We start from the raw sequence: 19,738 nt of genomic DNA, 5'->3' as shown, positions 1-19,738 counted from the left end.
CACAAGTTAGGGGAGTTGTTCCCCTCATCCCACCGCCAGCGGTTCGACGTCCGACTCTCCTTCCGCCATCTCCTCTGGATCGTCGGGATGGAAATAGCTCCACACCTGCCGGGCCAGGGCTGGACCCACGCCAGGAGCAGCGGCGATCTGCTCTGGGCTGGCCAGCTGAATGGCGTCGATCGAGCGGAAGTGGGCCAGCAGATCCCTGACCCGCTTGGGACCGAGGCCGGGGATTTCAGAGAGACGGGAACGTTTCATCCGCTCCCCCCGCTGCTGGCGGTGGAAACTGACCGCAAAGCGGTGGGCCTCATCGCGCAGCCGACGCAGCAGGCGCAGACCGAGCTGATCGGGCTCACTCTCCAGCGGCTGACTGGCCCCCGGCAGAAACACCTCCTCGCGCTGCTTGGCCAGCGAACACACCACCAGCTCCTCGTGCAGATCCAGCTCGCGCAGGGCCTCCATCACTGCAGAGAGCTGGCCCTTGCCGCCATCGATCATCACCAGATCGGGCCAGTCCCCCAGACCGCCGGTGTGCAGGGCGCTGTCGCCGCTGCGCCGCAGCTCGGCCAGGTCGCCCCCCTCCGCCTTCGCCTGTGACCAACGGCGGAACCGCCTCCGCATGATCTCCGCCATCGCCATGAAGTCGTCGGAGTGGCCAGCGCTGATGCTGCTGCTCTGAATCCGGTACTTGCGGTAATGCTGCTTGGCGGGCAGCCCATCAACGAACACCACCTGGGAGGCCACCGCGTCACTTCCCTGGATGTGACTGATGTCGTACCCCTCGATGCGTCGGGGCGGCTGGGGGAGGTCGAGCAGCTGGGCAAGGTCCTCGGTGGCCAGCTGATGCTGCTCGGCGCTGCGCTGGGCACGGCTGAGCTCGAATGCGGCGTTGCGCTCCACCAGCTCGATCAATTCGGCTTTCTGCTGCCGTTGAGGGTGCGCCACCCGCACCTTGCGACCACGGCGCTCGCTCAGCCAGTCCTGCACCAGCTGCTGGCGGGGCAGGGGGTGCTGCACCAGCACCTCGGGTGGGATCTCCACTGACTCCACCTGGCTGTAGTGCTCCTCCAGCACCCGCTGCAGGATCTCCCCCGGAGCGGCGATGCTGGCGTCAGCGGTGTAACCGAGTCGCCCCACCAGCTTGCCGGCACGCATCTGGAACAGCTGCACCGCCGCCAGCCGCTGATCCGAGGCCAGGGCCAGCACATCTCTCGACACCGAGGCGTCGGGCAGGGTCATCTTCTGCTCGGCCGTGAGCTGCTCGAGCCCCTGCAGCTGGTCACGCACCCGTGCCGCGGCCTCATAATCCTCGCGCTCGGCATAGCGCTGCATCTGGGCACGCAGCAGGTCCAGCAGCTCGTCGCTGCGGCCCTGGAACACCATCGCCACCTTGCGCAGGGTCTGCTGATAAGCCTCCGGGCTGATCTTTTCCTGGCACACCCCCGGACAGCGGCCGATGTCGAAATTGAGGCAGGTGCGGTCGCGGTAGAGGGGCTGGGGCCTCTGACGCAGGGGAAATACGCGCTTCACCAGGAAGAAGGTGCGGCGCAGCAGACCCACATCGACGTAGGGACCGTAAAAGCGATCGAGCGGGCTGCGCAGGCGCCGACGCCGGGTGATGAAGATACGTGGGTAGGACTCGCTCCAGGTGATGCAGAGATAGGGATATTTCTTGTCGTCCTTGAGCAGCACGTTGAAGTGCGGCTGGTGGGCCTTGATCAGGTTGGATTCGAGCGCCAGCGCCTCCGCTTCGCTGTCGGTCACGATGAATTCGATCTCGCAGACCTGCCGCACCATCAGGCTGATGCGCGGGCTCAGATCATGGGAGTCGCGGAAGTAGCTGCGCACACGGCTGCGCAGGGTCTTCGACTTGCCGATGTAGATGATGCGGTCCTCGGCGTCGCGCAGCAAGTAACAGCCCGGCTCAGCGGGCAGCTCCTTCAGGCGCAGGCTGAGGCGATCGGAATCACTCAGGAGGGGCTGGGCGATGCGGCCCATGGCAGCTGGATCCTGGGCCCGGTTCAGCCTCCGTACTGCCAGCCGGTTGGTCCCAATTCCAGGGCCGCTCCATCACGGTGCAACACGGCGGTCTTCACTTCGGCCACGAACACGGTGTGGTCGCCATGGGCCACCTCACCCACCAACTCGCATTCGACGGCGCCGAGAGCCGCCTCGAGGATCGGCAGACCCAGGGGTCCCAGGCTGTAGGGAGCAGCATCGAAGCGGCCGCCGATGCCGTTCTGGGGCTTGAAGAACACGGCGGCCAGATCCTTCTGATCGGCCGCGAGCACGTTCAGAGAGAAGCGCCGGGTGCGCTGGATGATGCCGTTACTGGTCGAATCGGCCCGCACGGCCACCACCACCAAGGGTGGTTCGAAGGAGCCCTGGGTGACCCAGCTGGCGGTGAAGCCGTTGATGGTGTCGCCCTCGGCTACCCCGCAGATGAACAGGCCGTGGGGAATCTTGCGCAACAGCGTCTTCTTGGCGGCGGCATCGAGGCCGCCGCTGGCTGCGCTGGGGGGAGCATCGGTGGCCATCAAGGTGTCGCGATCGATACTTCGACTTTAAGCAGCGTGATCAGCGGTGGCGGCGCCATCCATAGGATCCGCGCCATCGCTTCCCTGCGGGGGGCTCCATGACCAAGTGCCCATGAAGGCCCTCTATCCCGGCAGTTTCGATCCGCTCACCCTGGGCCATCTGGACCTGATCGAGCGGGCCGAGAGGCTGTTTGGAAGCCTCGTGGTGGCCGTGCTGCAAAACCCGAGCAAGCAGGCCAGCTTCCCCCTGGAACAACGGCTCAACCAGATCCGCCAGGCCACATCCCACCTGGAGCGGGTGGAGGTGAGCAGCTTCGACGGCCTCACCGTGGACTTCGCCCGGAGCTGCGACTCAGCGGTGATCCTGCGCGGGCTGCGGGCGATGAGCGATTTCGAATTCGAGCTTCAGATCGCCCACACCAACCGCAGCCTGGCTGCGGAGGTGGAAACCCTGTTCCTGGTCACCGCCGCTCACCACAGCTTTCTCAGCAGCAGCGTGGTCAAGGAGGTGGCCCGCTTCGGTGGGAATGTGCGCCACATGGTGCCTCCGGGAGTGGCGGATGACCTCGCCAGGCTCTTTAATCGGTAATCCCCTGCCCCGTTGAGATGGCCGACACACGGATCAGCGTGCTGGATCAGATCGACCAGCTCGAAGAAATCGTGCTGGAAGGCAGCCGCATTCCGTTCAGTGGTGGCCGCCTCGTCAATGAACAGGACGCCATCGAGCTGATGGACGCGGTGCGGGAGGCCATGCCCGCCCAGCTCGACCAGGCCGAGGAGCTGCTGCGTCAACGGGAAAGCTTCATCGCCCAGGCCCGCCAGCAGGCCGAGGAGATCATCAGCCGGGCCCGTCAGGAGCGGGAGCAGCTGATCAATTCCGCTGCCGTGCGCCAGGAGGCCGAGCGCCAGGTCGCCGAACTGCGGGAGCAGGCCCGCCAGCAGTGCGAGCAACTGCTGCTCTCGGCCCGTCAGCAAGTGGCCCATACCGAGCAGGAACACCAGACCCGCCTCGCCCAGACCGAACAGCAGTTCAGCAGCCGTCGCCAGCAGCTTGAACAGGAGGCCATGCAGCGTCGCCAGCAGCTCGATCAGGACTTCGTTGAGATGAAGCGCCAGCTGAGCGAGCAGCACGAGCGCTCCCGCCAGCAGAGCCTGCAGGAACTGGAGAAGATCCGTCAGGAAGGTCTGCGCATCCAGCGCGAAAGCCAGAGTGAGGCTGAGCGGCTGCACAACGATGCCCTGCAGTTCCGCCAGCAGACGCAGCAACAGTGCGAAGCACTGATCAGCCGCACCCGCCAGGAGGCCAGCACGGTGCAGGACGGAGCCAACCGCTACGCCGAGCAGGTCCTCACCGAACTCGAGGGACGGCTGGGCGAGCTGAGCAAGGTGGTTCTCGCCGGCCGCCGCGAACTGGTTCGTATCCAGAGCACCGAGGTGTCGGCCTCAGCCGAGAGGCCAAGCACGGCCCAGGCTCCCAGCGGTGAGGATGCGGCCGTGCCGATCAGCCGCGCCAGGCGCGCGGCCTCACGCCTCAGGCAGGTGGCTGGCAGAGGCTGACGTTCTGAACCTGGCGGAGCACGACACCGATCATGGTGTTCGGTGCTCCAGCCCCGTTCGAGATCAGGCTCACGTAACGGGGGCCATCACTGGTGTTGAGAACCCCACTGATCGAGCGCACACCGGTGAGGGTGCCGGTCTTGCCGCGGAACCGCCCCTCCAGGCTGGTGCCCTTGTACAGGTTGCGGAGCGTGCCCCGCTGTCCGGCCACCGCCATTGAGGCCATGTAATAGCCGGCGTAGGGGTGCTGACCCATGTTGAGCAGCAGGGCTGTGAGGAAGCGGCTGGTGAGACGGTTGGCCCGATCCAGGCCGCTGCCGTCGGCCACCCGGACCCCTTGCAGGGGAAGTCCCTGTTCAGCCAGCCACTGCATCTGGGCCTGACGGCTGACGGCCAGGTCCCAGCTGCCACTGGCCTGCCGCATCAACACTTCGGCGGTGAAATTGTGGCTTTCGCTGTTGGCCAGGCTGAGCAGGTTATGCATCGGAGCCGAAGGTTCCTCGTGGATCAGCACTGCATCCCGGGAGAGGGGTGCATCGGAGGAAACCACGCTCAGCTCGACGGCTTTGCCCCCCTGGCGCACCAGTTCCCGGTTGAGCAGCGTGCGCAGCCGTGAGGTGGGGTTGGCCACAGCCATGTCGATGGCGTTGCTGGTGAGCGCCAGCCGGGTGATCGGCGCGCCATAGGCCTCTGCCCGATCTCCGGGATGCCAGCCCTGGGGCCACCAGGCCTGGGGAGGCAATTCGGCGAGCTGCAGCCTCACCAGGCTGGGAGGAGCACCGTCAGCGCCGCCGGATCCAAGGGCCAGCTTGGCGAAACGCTGCAGCTGGGGCAGGGCCAGGTCGGGATCCCCTTCACCAGTGAGCCGAAGGGTGCCGTCGGAGAGTCGCCACAGGCGGGTGGTGAGGCGGTAGTCGGGACCGAGGCGATCGAGGGCAAAAGCTGTGCTCAACAGCTTCTGATTGGAGGCGGGCACCCGCGGCTGCAGCCCGTTCACATCCGCCAGCAGACGACCACTGCCATCCGCCACCGACACGCTCCAGAGACCGGCTTCCGGTCCAAGGCTGGCCTGAACGCGCTGCTGCAGGGCGGGACAGCTCACCTGGCTCTGGAGCCGCGGCAGACCTGCAGCCGCAGGTGAACCGGGCAGGCGGGCCAGGGGATCAGCGGCTAGCACCGGCAGACCAGGAACCAGGCTGAGTCCCAGAGCGAGGCCTGCGGCCATGGGCCGCTGGTACCGGGATGCTTGGGGTTGCGACATCATCACCATCTCAGGATTTTCCAAGGAGAAGACCGCTCACGGAGCCGTTGAGGCGATAGTTACGCCCTTCCAGTTCCACCGGGGCGCCGATCTTGAGGTTCTGGTTACCGAAGACCACCCCGCCATCGGTCTTGCGGCCCTGGCCCTCGAGAACGAAGCGAGCATCGAGGGAACCCACCAGAGCCTGGTTTGGATCCTCTGCGGTTACGACACGGCCGTCGGGTTGGAGGGCCACCAATCTGCGCTGCAGCCTTTGCAGGTCTTTGAGCTTCACGGTGCCGTGAGGCTGGTTGCGGATCACGATGCTCACCTTCCCCTCCTCCCGAGCAGCGGCGATAAGACCTTCGGGATCCGCTGAAGGAACGCCGCGCACGTCGACGATCACGGTGACCGGCTGCATCGCCCCAGTGGCAGTGGCTACGGCGCCACTGAGTTTCGGGCTCCAGATCACACCACCGATGGCCAGCAGCACAGCGGCTCCGGCGCCGATGTCGACCAACCCCCAGCGGGAGGAGCCGCTCGGTGCCGCGGAGGTGGACTCGGGGGGCATGGGCAAGGGGCAGACGCGCAACTTTAAGGAGAGTTCCCCGCTCCTGCCAGGGGGAGCTGGGAACTCAACGGCGCCAGGATCCCCCCGGTTTCAGTTGCTCAGGCTGCCGATGAAGCGGTCGAGGGCCCGCAGACCGGCCGCCATGTCAGGGCCCTGATCGGGACTGAGGGCCTCCAGCTGCTGCTCCGTATCGGGCTTCTGATCGAAGCTGGCGGCCGGGCGGTAGCCATCCGGATCCAGGCGGTAGAGCTGCCAGGGACCGGGGAAAGCGAACCGAAGGGCACCACTCTCCAGCGGCAGCAGGGCATAGGCCGCTCGCCAGGTGGCAAGGAATCCCCGCCGCCGTTCCCGGGCCACACTGCCAATGCCCACGGCGGCATCCTCAAGGCGTCCATTCAGCAGCACCACAGCGCCGCGGTGGGCCTGGCAGAGCCGCTCCACCTCCTCGTACTCGGCCTGGGCGGGCTCCGCCAGCACCAGCAGGTCTCCGGCGGAGGGATCACTGTCCTGCTCCTGACGCCGCAGTTGATCACCGAGGGAACCCAGCTGGGGGGCCAGATCCGGTGCATCGCGGCGGGCCAGCGCGGCGGCCCCGGCATCGGGGAAGAGCAGGCGCACCGGACGCTCTGCGGGATTCAGGGACGCCAACAGCCTCAGGGCCAGGGGCAGCAGCTTGAGGCCCTCGAAGCGCAGCTCCATGGTCCAGCGACCGCTGGGGCTTTCCACCAGGGCCTGCATAAGGGCCTCAAGGGCCTCAACTTCGGCTCTGCGTAGATCGGCAGGAAGCACGCGAAACCTCAGCGAAGCCCAGTGACCCTACCCAAGCTGTCCCGCCGCCACGGCCTGGCGGGCCCGCTCAAAGCGCTCTGGCACCGACTCAAGCTGCTCCTGGCACAGCCAGGGGCCCAGACTCAGGCGCAGGCCGCTGGCGGCCAGCTCGGGCTCGTAGCCCATGGCCTGCAGCACAGGGCTGCCGCCGGCTCGCCCTCCCTGGCAGGCACTGCCGCTGCTGACGGCCAGGCCCTGGCGCCAGAGGGCCTGCACCAGGCGACGACCCGACAGGGGACGTCCAGCCCTGTCCCGCACCACCACACTGAGGTGGTGGGGCAGTCGCTCCAATGGGCAGCCAGTCAGCTCGACTCCGCCCAGGGCCAGCAGGGCCTGCAGCAGGTGGTCACGCCACGGCTCAAGCGGATCATGGCCGGCGTGCAGCTCCAGCCGCTGCTGCGCGAGCTGGAGAGCCTGAGCGAATCCAGCCGCCAGGACAACCGGCTCGGTGCCGGAGCGCAGCCCCCCCTCCTGGCCGCCGCCCGCGATCATCGGCCGCAGCACCAGGCCAGGGCGGGCCAGCAGGGCGCCGATTCCCCGAGGCCCCTGCAGCTTGTGGGCGGTGACGGTGAGCAGATCCAGCGGCATCGAAGCGAAATCGATCGGTCGATGGCCCACCACCTGCACGGCGTCGCTGTGCAGGATCACACCGGCCTGGCGGCAGCGCTCACCGATCGCCTGCAGGGGCTGCAGGGTGCCCACCTCGCTCTGGCCCCAGATCACCGAAACCAGGCGGGTGGGCGGCTCCAGCAGGTCCTCAAGCCGATCCAACCGCAGCCGACCCAGGTGATCCACCGGAAGCCGCTCCAAAGTCCAGCCACCGCCGATCAAGCGCTCGGCGGCGGCGGCCACCGCCGGATGCTCCACGGCCGAGATCAGCAGGCGACCGGGCGGCATGGCCGCGGCGGCTCCCAGCAGGGCCAGGTGGGCTGCCTCGGTGCCTCCGGAACAGAAGGTGAGCTGCTCGGCCTCAGCACCGAGCTGGGCGGCGAGCTCCCGGCGGCTGCGCTCAAGGCTGTCCGCCGCCGCCAGGCCATAGCCATGGAGGCTGGAAGGATTGGCCCAGGCGGTTCGACTGGCAGCGGCCATCGCCTCCAGTACCGCCTCAGCCGGAGGGGCACCGGCCGAGGCATCGAGGTAGAGCAGCTGCTGCGCTCCACTGCCGGTGGGCCCGCCCGAGTTCACTCGGCCGCGCGATCAGATCCGGCGCGGTCGCGGCTGAAGCGGGCCTGGGTGCGGGTCTCGAGCGACTGAGCCGCCAGGGAAACCAGATCATCGAGGGAGCGGCTCTCCAGCAATTCCTCCACCCGACGGCGGGCCTCAGCGCTGGGGCAGTTGTCTGGCCGCTGGCAGCCTTGCACGCAGTCAGTGGCGCAGCTGATGTCTTCCGGCTCCGCCGGTCGCGACGGCTGCGACGGCTGTGACGACTCCGGCGTGATGGCCGGCTCAACGACACTTGCCGGTGGCGGCGCCAGCACCCCGTCGAACACCGGTTCGGCAGGCCCAGTCATGAACAGATGGTTCGAACCGGACTCCCAGTCGATCCAGAGCGAGCCGCCGGGAAGATCCAGCCGGGCCGAGCGGGCGCTCAGGCCCAGGCGGTGGCAGGCCACCAGGGTTGCGCAGGCTCCCGTGCCACAGGCCAGGGTGGGACCGGCGCCGCGTTCCCAGACGCGCATCACCAGGTGATCGGGGCTGAGCGCCTGCACGAAATGCACGTTGGTGCGGGCCGGGAAGGCGGGATGCACCTCCAGCAGGGGTCCGAACCGTTCCAGATCCACCGCCTCCACCTCCTCCACCGGGATCACCAGATGGGGATTGCCCATGCCGGCCGCCGCCGCCCCGAAGCTGACCCCCTCCACCTCCAGCTCCCCCTGGGGCAGCCCCGCCGCACCGATCGCCAGGGTGGTGGGCACCTGCTCGGGCACCAGGAACGGCTCACCCATGTCGACGCGCACCGTGCCATCGGCGAGCAATTCCGGCACCATCCGGCCGGCCATGGTCTCCACCTGCCAGGTCCTCCCCGGTTGATCGCCGTCGCTGTCGGCCAGAAAACGGGCCAGGCAGCGGATGCCGTTACCGCACATCTCCGCTTCGCTGCCGTCGGCATTGAAGATGCGCATGCGCAGCTCCCCATCTCCCTCGGGCGGCAGCGCAAGGATCACCCCATCGCCGCCCACCCCGAAGCGGCGGTCGCAGATCCAGCGCACCCGCTCCGGGTCGAGACCGAACAGTTCCTGGGGATCGGCAGCCTCGCGCCCATCTACCAGCAGAAAATCATTGCCCAGCCCCTGGTACTTGCTGAATGCCAGCACGGCCCCATTCCCGATTCACATACGCTGAATCCTATGGAGACTCACAACCTGGATCCCAGCCTGCCCGGGGTGCGCCTTCTCCAGAACTGGGTCCGCCGGCGCACACCCTTGCGGGTGCGATTCCCCGGCGGCGAGCAGCTTGAAGGCTGCCTCGACTGGCAGGACCCCGAGTTTCTGGCCCTGCGTCCTGCCGACGCCCAACACCCCGTACTGATCCGCCGTTCCGCCCTGGAGACCATTCAGGCTCTGGAGTGAGCGTGCATGAGCCACCCCTGGGGGGTGTGGCACGATCACAGCCACGCACTCAACGGCTGATGCGAACCGGCCGACCCCGGAACATGGCCGAGTCCGATACCCGATCCAGCACAGGCGCCAGCCCGGACAGCAGCCGCTATCACCCCGACGCGATCGAAGCCGACTGGCAGCGGCGCTGGCATGAGCAGGGACTCCACCAGACACCAGAACCAGGCGACGACGGCGAGAACAACGGCAGCGGCGACACGTTCTATGCCCTCTCGATGTTCCCCTATCCCTCGGGGAACCTGCACATGGGCCATGTGCGCAACTACGTGATCACCGATGTGATCGCCAGGGTGCAGCGGCTGCGCGGCCGCAGGGTGCTCCATCCGATGGGCTGGGACGCCTTCGGTCTGCCGGCGGAGAATGCCGCGATCGAGCGGGGTGTGGATCCGGGCGACTGGACCGACGCCAACATCGCCCAGATGCGCGCCCAGCTGCAGCGACTCGGCCTCTCGATCGACTGGGACCGGGAGGTGGCGACCTGCCACGCCGACTATTACCGCTGGACCCAGTGGCTGTTCCTCCAGTTCCACGAGGCGGGCCTGGCCTATCGCAAGGAAGCGACGGTCAACTGGGATCCGATCGATCAGACGGTGCTGGCCAATGAGCAGGTGGATGGCGAGGGACGCTCCTGGCGATCCGGGGCCAAGGTGGAGAAGCGACAGCTGCGCCAGTGGTTCCTGCGCATCACCGACTACGCCGAAGCCCTGCTCGACGACCTCGATCAGCTCGATGGCTGGCCGGAGCGGGTGCGCACGATGCAATCCAACTGGATCGGTCGCTCAACGGGGGCCCAGCTGCGCTTCCCGATCGTTGCGCCGGCGGCGGCAGACAGCGCAGCCGACATGGAGGAGTCGATCACTGTCTTCACCACCCGCCCCGACACCGTCTATGGGGTGAGCTACCTGGTGCTGGCCCCGGAGAACCCCTTGGTGGCCAGTCTCACCGCCCCTGACCAGCGCCTGGCGGTGGAGGCCTTCTGTGATCTGGTGAGCAGCCAGAGCGAGCAGGAACGCACCGCCGAAGACCAACCCAAACGAGGGGTGCCCCTGGGGGCAACCGCACGCAACCCCTTCAACGGCGAGACGATCCCCATCTGGATCGCCGATTACGTCCTGGCCGACTACGGCACCGGTGCCGTGATGGGGGTGCCGGCCCACGACCAGCGGGATTTCGTCTTCGCCCGCCAGTACGAGCTTCCGGTGAAGCGGGTGATCGTGCCCGAGGGTGCCCAGGAGGAGGCCTACGACGGCGGCGCCTGGACGGCGGGGGGATGCCTGGTTCATTCCGGGCCCTTCGATGGCCTTGATGCCGCCGAAGCCCGCGCCGGGATCGTGGCCCTGGCCGAGGCGGAAGGCTGGGGTGAGGGCAAGGTGAGCTACCGCCTGCGCGACTGGCTGATCTCCCGCCAGCGCTACTGGGGTTGCCCCATTCCCATGATTCACTGCGAGAGCTGCGGGGTGGTGCCGGTGCCGGCGGAGCAGTTGCCGGTGGAGCTGCCCAGGGATCTGGCCTTCAGCGGCAAGGGCGGTTCACCGCTGAACCAGCTGGAGAGCTGGGTGAACGTGCCTTGCCCCTGCTGCGGCCAGGCCGCCCGGCGGGAGACCGACACGATGGACACCTTCATCTGCTCATCTTGGTACTACCTGCGCTACAGCGATCCCCACAACACCCGCCTGCCCTTCGAGCGGAGTGCGGCGGACCGCTGGTTGCCCGTGGCCCAGTACGTGGGCGGCATCGAGCACGCCATCCTGCACCTGCTTTATTCCCGCTTCTTCACCAAGGTGCTGCGCGATCGGGGCCTGCTCGGCTTCGATGAACCGTTCAAACGCCTGCTGACCCAGGGGATGGTGCAGGCCATCACCTACAAGAATCCACAGACCGGCCGATACGTGGCCCCGGCTGATGTGGCCGATCCCGCCGATCCCCGCGATCCGATCGATGGCGAGCGGCTCGACACCTTCTACGAGAAGATGTCCAAGTCGAAGTACAACGGCGTCGATCCGGCCGAGGTGATCGATCGTTACGGGGCCGACACCGCCCGCATGTTCATCCTCTTCAAGGCGCCGCCGGAGAAGGACCTGGAGTGGGACGACGCCGATGTGGAAGGGCAGTTCCGCTTCCTGCAGCGCCTGTGGCGGCTGGTGGACGGGGCGGTCGCCCGCGGACTCCACCTGCCCAATCCCCCGGGCGGCCCCGCAGAGGCCAGCACACGGGCGGAGCAGGAGCTGCGCCGGGCCGTTCACGGCGCCATCGCCGCCATCAACGACGACCTCGCCCCAGGCCATTACCAGTTCAACACCGCTGTCTCGGAGCTGATGAAGCTCAGCAACGCCATGGCGGCCCAGCTGGAGCTGGCGAGCGAGCCCGTGGCCATCGAAGCCCTGAACGCCCTGGTGATCCTGCTGGCCCCCTTCGCTCCCCACCTTGCCGAGGAGCTCTGGCAGCGGCTGGGTGGGGAGTGCAGCGTGCATCGCCAGCGCTGGCCCGTGGCCGATCCCGCCGCCCTGATCCAGGACACGGTGCCTCTGGTGATCCAGGTGAAGGGCAAGGTGCGGGGCCAGCTGGAGGTGCCTGCCGATGCCGATGCCGCCACCCTAGAACAACTGGCTCTCGAGAGCGACATCGCCCTAAAGTGGCTTGAAGGCCAGCCCCCCCGCCGCGTGATCGTGGTGCCCGGCAAACTCGTGAACCTGGTGCCCTAACCCTGGGGCAGCAGGGCCGCCGCGTGGTGCCGAAGGTGGTCGTCGATGAAGCTGGCGATGAAGAAATAGCTATGGTCGTAGCCGCTCTGGCGCCTCAGCTGCAGCGGGTGACCGGCGGCTCGCGCGGCCTCCTCCAGGTCATCCGGTCTCAGCTGACTCTCCAGGAACGGGTCGTCGAGTCCCTGGTCGACCAGCAGCGGCAGCCGCTCCGGCGCCGAAGCGATCAGGTCGCAGGCATCCCAGGCGCTCCAGCGGGAGCGATCAGGGCCGAGGTAGCGGCTGAAGGCTTTCTCACCCCAGGGGCAGTGGCTGGGGTGGCTGATCGGCGCAAAGGCCGAGACGGAGAGGTAGAAACCCGGATTGCGCAGGGCACAGACGAGGGCGCCGTGCCCCCCAATCGAGTGGCCACTGACGCCGCGGCGGCCGTTTAGGGGCAGATCCCTCTCCAGCAGGGCCGGCAACTCCTCCACCACGTAGTCGTGCATGCGGTAGTGGCGCGCCCATGGGACCTCGCTGGCATTGAGGTAGAAACCGGCCCCGTGGCCGAAATCCCAGGCAGCGTCGGGATCGCCCGGCACCTCGGGGCCGCGGGGGCTGGTGTCGGGGGCAATCAGGGCAAGGCCGAGGCTGGCGGCCAGGCGATGGGCCCCGGCCTTCTGCATGAAGTTCTCGTCGGTGCAGGTGAGGCCGGAGAGCCAGTAGAGCGCCGGCACCGTTGCTCCGCTGAGTGCCTGGGGCGGCAGATACACCGCCAGAGTCATCGCACAGTCGAGCACCCCCGACTGGTGCCGGTAGCGCCGGTGGCTCCCGGCAAAGCTGCGGTTCTCACTCAGGAGTGTGAGCACGGGGTGGGGCCTCAGGGGTTGAAGTGGATCACCGAGCGGATGCTCTCGCCCGCGTGCATCAGATCGAAGGCCCTGTTGATCTCCTCCAGGGGCATGGTGTGGGTGATGAAGCTGTCAAGCGGGATCTCACCGCTCTGAAAGCGCTCCACGTAGCCAGGCAGTTCCGTGCGACCGCGCACGCCACCAAAGGCTGAGCCACGCCATACACGGCCCGTCACGAGCTGAAAGGGGCGGGTGGCGATCTCCTGGCCGGCTCCGGCCACGCCGATGATCGTGGATTCACCCCAGCCCTTCTGGCAGCACTCCAGGGCCGCCCGCATCACCTGAACATTGCCGATGCACTCGAAGGAATAGTCGACACCGCCATCGGTGAGATCGATCACCACCTCCTGGATCGGGGCATCAAAGGCGCTGGGGTCGAGGCAATCGCTGGCACCGAGCTGGCGGGCGATGGCGAACTTCTCCGGGTTGGTGTCGATGCCGATGATGCGGCTGGCGCCGGCCATCACCGCTCCGATGATCACTGCCAGACCGATGCCGCCCAGTCCGAAGACGGCCACCGTGCTGCCGGGTTGCACCTTGGCGGTATTGAGCACCGCGCCGATGCCGGTGGTGACGCCGCAGCCCAGCAGGCACACCTTCTCGAGCGGTGCCTCCTTGCTGATCCTGGCCACGGCGATCTCGGGCACCACGGTGTACTCCGAGAAAGTTGAGGTGCCCATGTAGTGGTGGATCAGGCGGCCGGCGCTGGAGAAGCGGCTGCTGCTGTCGGGCATCAGGCCCCGGCCCTGGGTGGCGCGGATCGCCTGACAGAGGTTGGTCTTGCCGGAGAGACAGAAGCTGCAGGCCCTGCATTCCGGCGTGTAGAGGGGAATGACGTGATCACCCACCGCCACGGAGGTCACACCGGCCCCCAGCTCCTCGACTATGGCTCCGCCCTCATGGCCCAGCACGGCAGGAAAGAGACCCTCGGGGTCCTGCCCGGAGAGGGTGAAGGCATCGGTGTGGCACACCCCGCTGGCCACCACCCGCAGGAGCACTTCACCGGCCGCCGGCGGCGCCACCTCGATCTCGGTGATCTCCAGGGGTTTGCCAGCTGCCCAGGCCACCGCAGCGCGTGAACGGATCATGGGGCCGCAAAGCAGCGGAACCTAGCAATGGTGATCGGTCCAGCTGAAGGGGCTCACATCGTCCGGAACACAAGGCCGGCCGGATTGCCCCAGTCACCCTCAGCGCTGTAGCCCCGGGCATTGCCGCAAAGGTGGCGCAGGATCCAGAAGGCCGCCTCGGGGCTGGGGAGCTGCAGCTCCTCCTGGATCGCCTCCAGAGAGCGGGGGTGTCCATCCGCTAGCAACGCCTCCAGCCGACCCTGAAGCTCCAGGATCGTGGCGGCGGCCTTCTTGCCGGCCTCCACCCCGGGCTGGTCGTAGGCATTGACGTTCACCAGCTCGGCGTAGAGGCCCACGGCCCGCTCGAACAGGGCGACCAGCGCCCCCAGGCTGCGGGCATCGAAGCGGCGCAGGCTGATCGAAAGGCTCTGGCGCCCTCCTTCGCTGAGAGCGGAGCGAGTGCCCTGCAGGAAGCCATCGAGGAAGTCGCCCGGGTACTCCCCGGTAATGGGGGCGACATCAGCCGGATCGTCGAGGGCTTCGATGAAGGTGACGAAGAAGTTGTCGACCCCGTCGCGGAGCTGCTGAACGTAGGCGTGCTGATCAGTGGAGCCCTTGTTGCCATACACGGCAATCCCCTGATGCACCTGGCAGCCATCCCGATCCAGCCGCTTGCCCAGCGACTCCATCACCAGCTGCTGCAGGTAACGGCTGAACACCTCCAGCCGGTCTCGGTAGGGGAGCACCACCATGTCTCGTCCTCCAGCTCCGCCACAGGCCACATGCCAGGCGGCTGCCATCAGCGCTGCGGGGTTCTCGAGCAGGTTGGTGACGCGAGTGGCCGCATCCATGCGGGCCGCCCCTTCTAGGAAGCCGTGGAGATCGGCGCCGATCAGGGCCGCCGGCAGCAGGCCCACGGCACTGGTGATGCTGGTACGCCCCCCCACCCAATCGAACATGTCGAAGCGAGCCATCCAGCCCTCAGCCTCAGCCCGCTGATCCAGCTGGGAGCCCACCATGGTGACGGCGACGGCCTGCTGGGCCCAGGTTCCGCCGAGAGCCTCGAGGCGGGCACGGGCCTGCTCCATGCCCAGGCGCGGTTCAGGCGTTCCCCCCGACTTGCTGACCACCACCACCAGGGTGGTGCGCAGCCGCTCGCCCAGGGCGGAGAGGGTGCGGCTCATTCCCTGGGGATCGACGTTGTCGAAGAAGTGGAACGGCAGTCCAACCCCCTCCTCTTTGAGGGCGCGCAGGATCAAGAGTGGCCCCAGACCCGACCCGCCGATGCCGATCCAGAGCACATCGGTGAAGGGCATGCCCGACGGCGCCTGCACAGCGGCGCCGATCAGCTGCTGGCCGAAGGCATCAATCCGCTCCACCTCCGCCTTGATGTGGGCCGCCGCCTCCGGATCGGGCGCCAGCTCCGGGGCACGCAGCCAGTAGTGACCAACCTGACGCCCCTCATCGGGGTTGGCGATCGCACCGGCCTCAAGAGCCTGCATGGCCGTGAAGGCACGATCGAAGGCCGGCGCCAGGCTGTCCAGATGGGCCTGATTGAGCGCCATCCGGCTGGCATCGACCCAGATGCCCAGGTCTTCTTGATGCCAGAGCAGGGCGCAGAAGCGCTGCCACTGCACATGGGGCTCATGGATGCTGAAATCCGGAAGCGTCGTCATGCGGGCGGGTTTCACGAATCGGCTGCCGAGGCTGAACTTATCCGTGGAAGGGCCCCCCAGGAGGCACAGGGGTGCCATGCCACACCGAAGTCGGCCAGATCAGCGTTTTTGGTATGGACGGAAACACAAACGACCCCAGAAGCTGGATTGTTCAAATCAAGCCGCGTTAATCTTCAAGAAATATTTGTTTTGGCGGATTTCCTTGACCACTCGCCCTGCGATGGCTTCGTTCTCCCCAAAGGGCGGAGCAAAACGCTGGGCTGTTTCCCTGGCCGCCGCCATTTCGCTGCTGAGCCTTGCCTCGGGTTCCCCCCAGCCGATCCTCTCCAGCGCCTCACTGCTCACCGAGCCCGGCTTGACCGCCAGCCTCAGCACCGACAGCAGCGACCCGGACGCCTTCACCAGTGAAGGCCAGCGTCCCGATCCCATCGATTTCACTCCTGAGGAACTGAAGGAGCTGCAACGCCGCTTCGGGGTGCATGGACCCCAGGCCCCCCTGGCCCAGCTGTTCACCCATGGCCTCGATCAACTCACACCCCTGAGGGCCCTCACCGTCGAGCGGCTTGCGGAGCTGCGGCCCACGATCCTGCAGGAGAGCCGCCGCCACCAGATCAACCCGATGCTGGTGGCGGCCGTGCTCTTCGATGAAATTCAGCACGCCAAACCCGGCGAGGACCTGCCTCTGGCCGCCCAGTCGGGCTTGTTCAGCACCCACGGACCCGCCCAGCTCGGCATCGGCGAACTGATCCATCAGGGTCTGCTCCCCGCCGATCCCACGGCCGATCAGATCCAGGCGGCGCGCCTGGAGTTGCTCGATCCGAATCGCAACGTCACCTTGCTGGTGGGCAAGTTCGCCCGTCTGAGCCGCGAACTGGGTCTGCCCACAGACCGCCAGCTGCAGGCCAGCCGCAGCCCCCGCGATGCCAAGGCACTGGCCACCCTTGCCTACCTGCACAACGGCAAACTCGATTACCCCGCCCGGATCCTCAGCTACATGCAGGACCCCGAGCTGCATGGCCTGATCTACTCGGAGCGGAAGCCCCAGCTCTCGCCCCTGATCTGAAGCGTTCGCTTCAGCAGAGCTGACCGAGGGCCCCCAGCCGGCTCTGGAGAGCAGCCCAGTTGAAACTGCGCGGATCTGCCCGCTCTCCACCCAGATCCACATGACGGTGGGTGGTGATGTGAGTGGCAGGAATCGGAAAACGACGCATCCAGTCGCTGAGCACCAGGGCCAGGGCGTCGTACTGCTTGCTGCTGTAGCCGCTGTGGCCCTGGTCGTTGTCTTCCCCATCCAGGGGGGTTTCCAGTGCGATGTGAAGAGCGAAGTTGTTGATCGACCCCCCAACCTTGGGGTTGGTGACCACCCAGCGGCCGTTGAAGGCGGAATTGCCCGCCCCGAAGGCCCGTTGGCTGGGATCGAGCACATCGATCACCTGGCCATCGAGGCCAATCAGGGTGTGATAACTCACCTGATCCTCATCCCTGGGGTGTGGAGTCTGGAAAGTGCGCAGGGCTGAGCCGATGCCGTAAACGGTTTCATGCAGAACCACCATCTGGGGAGTGGGATCGAGCGCATTGCCGAAGGCATCGCGCTCGAAGCGCACCCCGTAGTTGCTGGGGTCGATCGGCAGACGCCTTCGGCGCACGGGCAACTCCGCGAGCTCCCCCTCCAGCCGCAGCCTCAGCCGTGGCTGCAGGTCGACACACTGGCGGCCCAGGGGACTGACCCATGCCGGCCGTGGCGGCGGCATGGGCGCTGGCCGGCTGGCCGGCGGTTCACGCGAAGGGGTGGGCTGGGTGACCTGCTCGAGCAGTTGCAACAGCGAAGGGCGGCTGGCGGCCTCCGAGCTGGCGGTGAGGTCACGGGCCAGCCAGCCCAGGCCGGCCAGCCCCAGGATCGCCCCTCCGCTCAGCAGAGCCAGGGCCAGGGGGTTGGCCCGCAGGCGCTGCATAAGGGTGTTCAACATGGCACCACAGCCAGCCACTGGCGACGGCGCTGCAACGCCTCGGGGGCAGCGGCGGGATCCTCCAGCAGCCGCCAACGCTCGACCGCCGGCGCCGCGGCGGTGATCGCCAGGGTGCGCAGACGCCCCCTCCGGCTGATGGTGATCGCCTGACGCTGTCCGGCCTGCAGCAGCGGAGCCAGGTCCTCGGGCTTGCGCAGACGCAGACCCTCGAAGGCGATCAGCTCATCGCCCACCACCAGGCCGCCCTCCTGGGAGGGTCCACCGCGCACCACACGAACCACCTCCAGGGTTCCTCCCTGGAGCGACGCCGTCAGCCCGACGTGGGGGGACGGGGCCAGCTGAGGCTCCAGCATCAGCCCCACATCCTGGAGGTAGGCGGGCAGATCGGGATCCTCAAAGCCATCCAGCCAGGCCGGCAAGCGTTCGGCCAGACCAGGCGAGCGTGCGCAGAAGGCCTCAAGCAGGTCCTGCTCCCGGTATCCCCGCCCCCAGCGGCCCAGGCGGGCCCAGAGATCACGCAGCACCTGGGCCAGGCACGACCCCGAGCGGCGCAACTCAAGATCGAGCACCAACGCAAGGATCGCTCCCTTGAGGTAGTAGCTGATCTGGTTGTCGTCGCTGTTGGCCTCACGCCGGTAGAGCTTCACCCAGGCCTCCTCAGCACTCTGGCGCAGGCTCTGGCCAGCCAGACGCCCCGGAGTGAGCAGGAAGCGGCTGAGATCGGTGCCGAAATCGTGCAACACGTCTTCTTCGCTCGATATACCAGCCAGGTGGGGCAGCAGCTGGTCGAAATAGCTGGTGACCCCTTCGGCGAACCACAGGCCAGGCACGATCACGGGCTTGTCGTAGTCGATCGGGCAAAGGGCCGCGGGCCTGAGCCGGCGCACATTCCACTGGTGGAGATACTCATGAGCCACCAGTTGCAGCAGCTGGCGATAACCCTCAGGCTTGAGCAGGGCCTGGCGGCCGAACTGCAGGACCGTGGAGCTGTCGTGCTCCAGGCCGCCATAGCCCTGATCGAGCAGATGCAGCACGAACAGGTACGCGGAAGCTGCAGGGACGGGCTCGCCCATCAGCCGGCAGCAGGCCTCACAGACAGCAGCCACGTCCTGCAGCAGCGCGGGGTGGGCATTGAGCAGACTGTCTGGAGCAACGTCTGCAGGTGCGGTGGCAGGCGCGGTGGCATCCCAGCAGACCCAGCGATGAGGCACCCCGGCCACGCTGAACTTGTGGTCACGGTGGGGCCCCGCTTCCACCGGAGTGTCCACCAACTGATCGAAGTCGAGCGCCAGCCAGGATCCATCGGCCTGAAGCGGCAAGGGAACAAAGGCCTGCCAGCCAGACGGCAGCCGCAGGCTGAGCCGGTGGGGGGACCAGCGTTCCCCCTCCACCTGCAGCGCCAGTGCCGCAAGGGCCAGAAAGCCGTGGTCGCCATCAAGGTGACAGGTGCGGACGCTCAGGTCTGCGGCCAGCACCTTGTAGCGGATCTCAATCGGCTCCAGAGACGGCAGCTCCAGCCGCCAACCGGCGGGATCACTGCGGATCGGCTGCAGGCTCTGCGTTCCCTGGCGGATCTCCAGGGCTTCGAGGTGGCGGACGTAGTCGCGGATCAGGTAGGAGCCCGGGGTCCAGGCGGGCAGGCGCAGGCGCAGCACAGGGGTGGCCGGTGTGCAACGGAGGCTGACGTGGACCAGGTGGCTGTGGGGTTGGCCCAGATCCAGAGAGAGGTCAACCACCCGTGCTTCAGGACACCAGTTCGATCGTGGCCATCGGCAGCTCAAGAGCAGCGTCCTGCAGGGCAAGCCGGGCGGCATAGCCACGGGTGAGCCGGCCCAGAAACGTCTGCAGAGGACGGGAGCGGCTCAGACGCTGCAGATCCCCGAGCAGGGCCAGGCTGCCGTCGGCCTGGCGGCTCCAACCGATCCACTGTTCACCGGCGAAGCGAACCTTCAGATCCACCGGTGTGCACTCCCCGGCAAAGCCTTCAAGAACTCCGGCTCGGATCGGATCACAGCCGAGATCGACAAGGGACGCTGCCAGCAGATCCAGATCACGGATCACCGTTGGCAGGATGGAGAGATGGGACAA

At 67.2% G+C, this 19,738-nt stretch carries 18 protein-coding genes; 5 read left to right on the top strand and 13 right to left on the bottom strand.

Translation table 11 applies throughout. The features are described from left to right. Positions 1 to 24 precede the first annotated feature (24 nt). The gene (uvrC, locus tag KBY93_RS02540) at positions 25 to 1,998 is read right to left on the bottom strand and encodes an excinuclease ABC subunit UvrC (protein WP_255092673.1); all 1,974 of its coding nucleotides are present in this window, start codon (positions 1,996 to 1,998) and stop codon (positions 25 to 27) included. Between the two features lie 23 nt (positions 1,999 to 2,021). Next, complete coding sequence (locus KBY93_RS02535; protein WP_094553920.1) at positions 2,022 to 2,537, bottom strand: flavin reductase family protein; 516 nt, start codon at positions 2,535 to 2,537, stop codon at positions 2,022 to 2,024. 112 nt (positions 2,538 to 2,649) lie between these two features. Between KBY93_RS02535 and coaD the strand changes: the two genes are divergently transcribed. Both coaD and KBY93_RS02525 read left to right on the top strand, forming a co-directional pair. Next, entirely contained in the window at positions 2,650 to 3,126 is a 477-nt protein-coding gene (gene coaD, locus KBY93_RS02530; protein ID WP_255092672.1) for a pantetheine-phosphate adenylyltransferase, read from the top strand. Between the two features lie 17 nt (positions 3,127 to 3,143). Further along, on the top strand, positions 3,144 to 4,094 hold the full coding sequence (locus KBY93_RS02525) for a hypothetical protein (protein WP_255092671.1): 951 nt from the start codon (positions 3,144 to 3,146) through the stop codon (positions 4,092 to 4,094). Here KBY93_RS02525 and dacB read toward each other — a convergent pair. From dacB to dapF, 5 genes are all read right to left on the bottom strand, one after another. Continuing rightward, positions 4,069 to 5,319 (bottom strand): D-alanyl-D-alanine carboxypeptidase/D-alanyl-D-alanine-endopeptidase, encoded by a 1,251-nt coding sequence (gene dacB, locus KBY93_RS02520; protein ID WP_255092670.1) that lies wholly within the window; start codon positions 5,317 to 5,319, stop codon positions 4,069 to 4,071. The genes KBY93_RS02525 and dacB overlap by 26 nt on opposite strands. Positions 5,320 to 5,365: 46 nt before the next feature. Beyond that, the gene (locus tag KBY93_RS02515) at positions 5,366 to 5,905 is read right to left on the bottom strand and encodes a DUF4330 domain-containing protein (protein WP_255092669.1); all 540 of its coding nucleotides are present in this window, start codon (positions 5,903 to 5,905) and stop codon (positions 5,366 to 5,368) included. A 90-nt stretch (positions 5,906 to 5,995) separates the two neighbouring features. Then, positions 5,996 to 6,694, bottom strand: a complete 699-nt coding sequence (locus tag KBY93_RS02510) for a DUF1995 family protein (RefSeq protein ID WP_255092668.1) — start codon at positions 6,692 to 6,694, stop codon at positions 5,996 to 5,998. A gap of 27 nt (positions 6,695 to 6,721) precedes the next feature. Continuing rightward, a complete protein-coding gene (locus KBY93_RS02505) occupies positions 6,722 to 7,918 on the bottom strand; it encodes a cysteine desulfurase family protein (protein WP_255092667.1) in 1,197 nt (398 codons plus the stop codon). Next, a complete protein-coding gene (dapF, locus tag KBY93_RS02500) occupies positions 7,915 to 9,048 on the bottom strand; it encodes a diaminopimelate epimerase (RefSeq protein ID WP_255092666.1) in 1,134 nt (377 codons plus the stop codon). The genes KBY93_RS02505 and dapF overlap by 4 nt, the downstream gene beginning before the upstream one ends. A gap of 33 nt (positions 9,049 to 9,081) precedes the next feature. Here dapF and KBY93_RS02495 point away from each other — a divergent pair, with 33 nt between their 5' ends. Further along, entirely contained in the window at positions 9,082 to 9,303 is a 222-nt protein-coding gene (locus KBY93_RS02495) for an Hfq-related RNA-binding protein (RefSeq protein WP_255092665.1), read from the top strand. An 83-nt stretch (positions 9,304 to 9,386) separates the two neighbouring features. Next, the gene (leuS, locus tag KBY93_RS02490; RefSeq protein ID WP_255092664.1) at positions 9,387 to 12,053 is read left to right on the top strand and encodes a leucine--tRNA ligase; all 2,667 of its coding nucleotides are present in this window, start codon (positions 9,387 to 9,389) and stop codon (positions 12,051 to 12,053) included. Here leuS and fghA read toward each other — a convergent pair. From fghA to KBY93_RS02475, 3 genes are read right to left on the bottom strand one after another with little or no spacing between them, the layout of a single operon-like run. Further along, positions 12,050 to 12,898, bottom strand: coding sequence for an S-formylglutathione hydrolase (gene fghA / locus KBY93_RS02485; protein WP_255092663.1), 849 nt, complete (start codon positions 12,896 to 12,898; stop codon positions 12,050 to 12,052). The genes leuS and fghA overlap by 4 nt on opposite strands. Positions 12,899 to 12,909: 11 nt before the next feature. Further along, positions 12,910 to 14,028, bottom strand: coding sequence for an S-(hydroxymethyl)glutathione dehydrogenase/class III alcohol dehydrogenase (locus KBY93_RS02480; protein ID WP_261355147.1), 1,119 nt, complete (start codon positions 14,026 to 14,028; stop codon positions 12,910 to 12,912). A 53-nt stretch (positions 14,029 to 14,081) separates the two neighbouring features. After that, the gene (locus tag KBY93_RS02475) at positions 14,082 to 15,683 is read right to left on the bottom strand and encodes a glucose-6-phosphate isomerase (RefSeq protein WP_255092662.1); all 1,602 of its coding nucleotides are present in this window, start codon (positions 15,681 to 15,683) and stop codon (positions 14,082 to 14,084) included. A 220-nt stretch (positions 15,684 to 15,903) separates the two neighbouring features. Here KBY93_RS02475 and KBY93_RS02470 point away from each other — a divergent pair, with 220 nt between their 5' ends. After that, positions 15,904 to 16,746, top strand: a complete 843-nt coding sequence (locus KBY93_RS02470; protein ID WP_255092661.1) for a helicase DnaB — start codon at positions 15,904 to 15,906, stop codon at positions 16,744 to 16,746. A gap of 10 nt (positions 16,747 to 16,756) precedes the next feature. Here KBY93_RS02470 and KBY93_RS02465 read toward each other — a convergent pair whose 3' ends face one another. From KBY93_RS02465 to KBY93_RS02455, 3 genes are read right to left on the bottom strand one after another with little or no spacing between them, the layout of a single operon-like run. Then, complete coding sequence (locus KBY93_RS02465; protein WP_255092660.1) at positions 16,757 to 17,650, bottom strand: N-acetylmuramoyl-L-alanine amidase; 894 nt, start codon at positions 17,648 to 17,650, stop codon at positions 16,757 to 16,759. After that, a complete protein-coding gene (locus tag KBY93_RS02460) occupies positions 17,644 to 19,386 on the bottom strand; it encodes a M61 family metallopeptidase (RefSeq protein WP_255092659.1) in 1,743 nt (580 codons plus the stop codon). Before KBY93_RS02460 ends, KBY93_RS02465 begins: the two co-directional genes overlap by 7 nt. 7 nt (positions 19,387 to 19,393) lie before the next feature. Continuing rightward, complete coding sequence (locus KBY93_RS02455; protein WP_255092658.1) at positions 19,394 to 19,738, bottom strand: DUF1257 domain-containing protein; 345 nt, start codon at positions 19,736 to 19,738, stop codon at positions 19,394 to 19,396.

The organism is Synechococcus sp. J7-Johnson (assembly GCF_024345795.1).
Taxonomy (GTDB): domain Bacteria; phylum Cyanobacteriota; class Cyanobacteriia; order PCC-6307; family Cyanobiaceae; genus Regnicoccus_A.
The sequence above is the reverse complement of the archived record's forward strand: the minus strand, read 5'-3'. Positions and strand labels throughout refer to the sequence as shown.

Excerpts from the sequence above, each read along its gene's own strand:
- KBY93_RS02465 (WP_255092660.1), bottom strand. The coding sequence starts at position 17,650 with ATGTTGAACACCCTTATGCAGCGCCTGCGGGCCAACCCCCTGGCCCTG.
- KBY93_RS02515 (WP_255092669.1), bottom strand. The coding sequence starts at position 5,905 with ATGCCCCCCGAGTCCACCTCCGCGGCACCGAGCGGCTCCTCCCGCTGG.
- KBY93_RS02495 (WP_255092665.1), top strand. The coding sequence starts at position 9,082 with ATGGAGACTCACAACCTGGATCCCAGCCTGCCCGGGGTGCGCCTTCTC.
- dacB (WP_255092670.1), bottom strand. The coding sequence starts at position 5,319 with ATGGCCGCAGGCCTCGCTCTGGGACTCAGCCTGGTTCCTGGTCTGCCG.
- KBY93_RS02535 (WP_094553920.1), bottom strand. The coding sequence starts at position 2,537 with ATGGCCACCGATGCTCCCCCCAGCGCAGCCAGCGGCGGCCTCGATGCC.
- KBY93_RS02470 (WP_255092661.1), top strand. The coding sequence starts at position 15,904 with ATGGCTTCGTTCTCCCCAAAGGGCGGAGCAAAACGCTGGGCTGTTTCC.
- KBY93_RS02475 (WP_255092662.1), bottom strand. The coding sequence starts at position 15,683 with ATGACGACGCTTCCGGATTTCAGCATCCATGAGCCCCATGTGCAGTGG.
- uvrC (WP_255092673.1), bottom strand. The coding sequence starts at position 1,998 with ATGGGCCGCATCGCCCAGCCCCTCCTGAGTGATTCCGATCGCCTCAGC.
- KBY93_RS02525 (WP_255092671.1), top strand. The coding sequence starts at position 3,144 with ATGGCCGACACACGGATCAGCGTGCTGGATCAGATCGACCAGCTCGAA.
- KBY93_RS02480 (WP_261355147.1), bottom strand. The coding sequence starts at position 14,028 with ATGATCCGTTCACGCGCTGCGGTGGCCTGGGCAGCTGGCAAACCCCTG.
- coaD (WP_255092672.1), top strand. The coding sequence starts at position 2,650 with ATGAAGGCCCTCTATCCCGGCAGTTTCGATCCGCTCACCCTGGGCCAT.
- leuS (WP_255092664.1), top strand. The coding sequence starts at position 9,387 with ATGGCCGAGTCCGATACCCGATCCAGCACAGGCGCCAGCCCGGACAGC.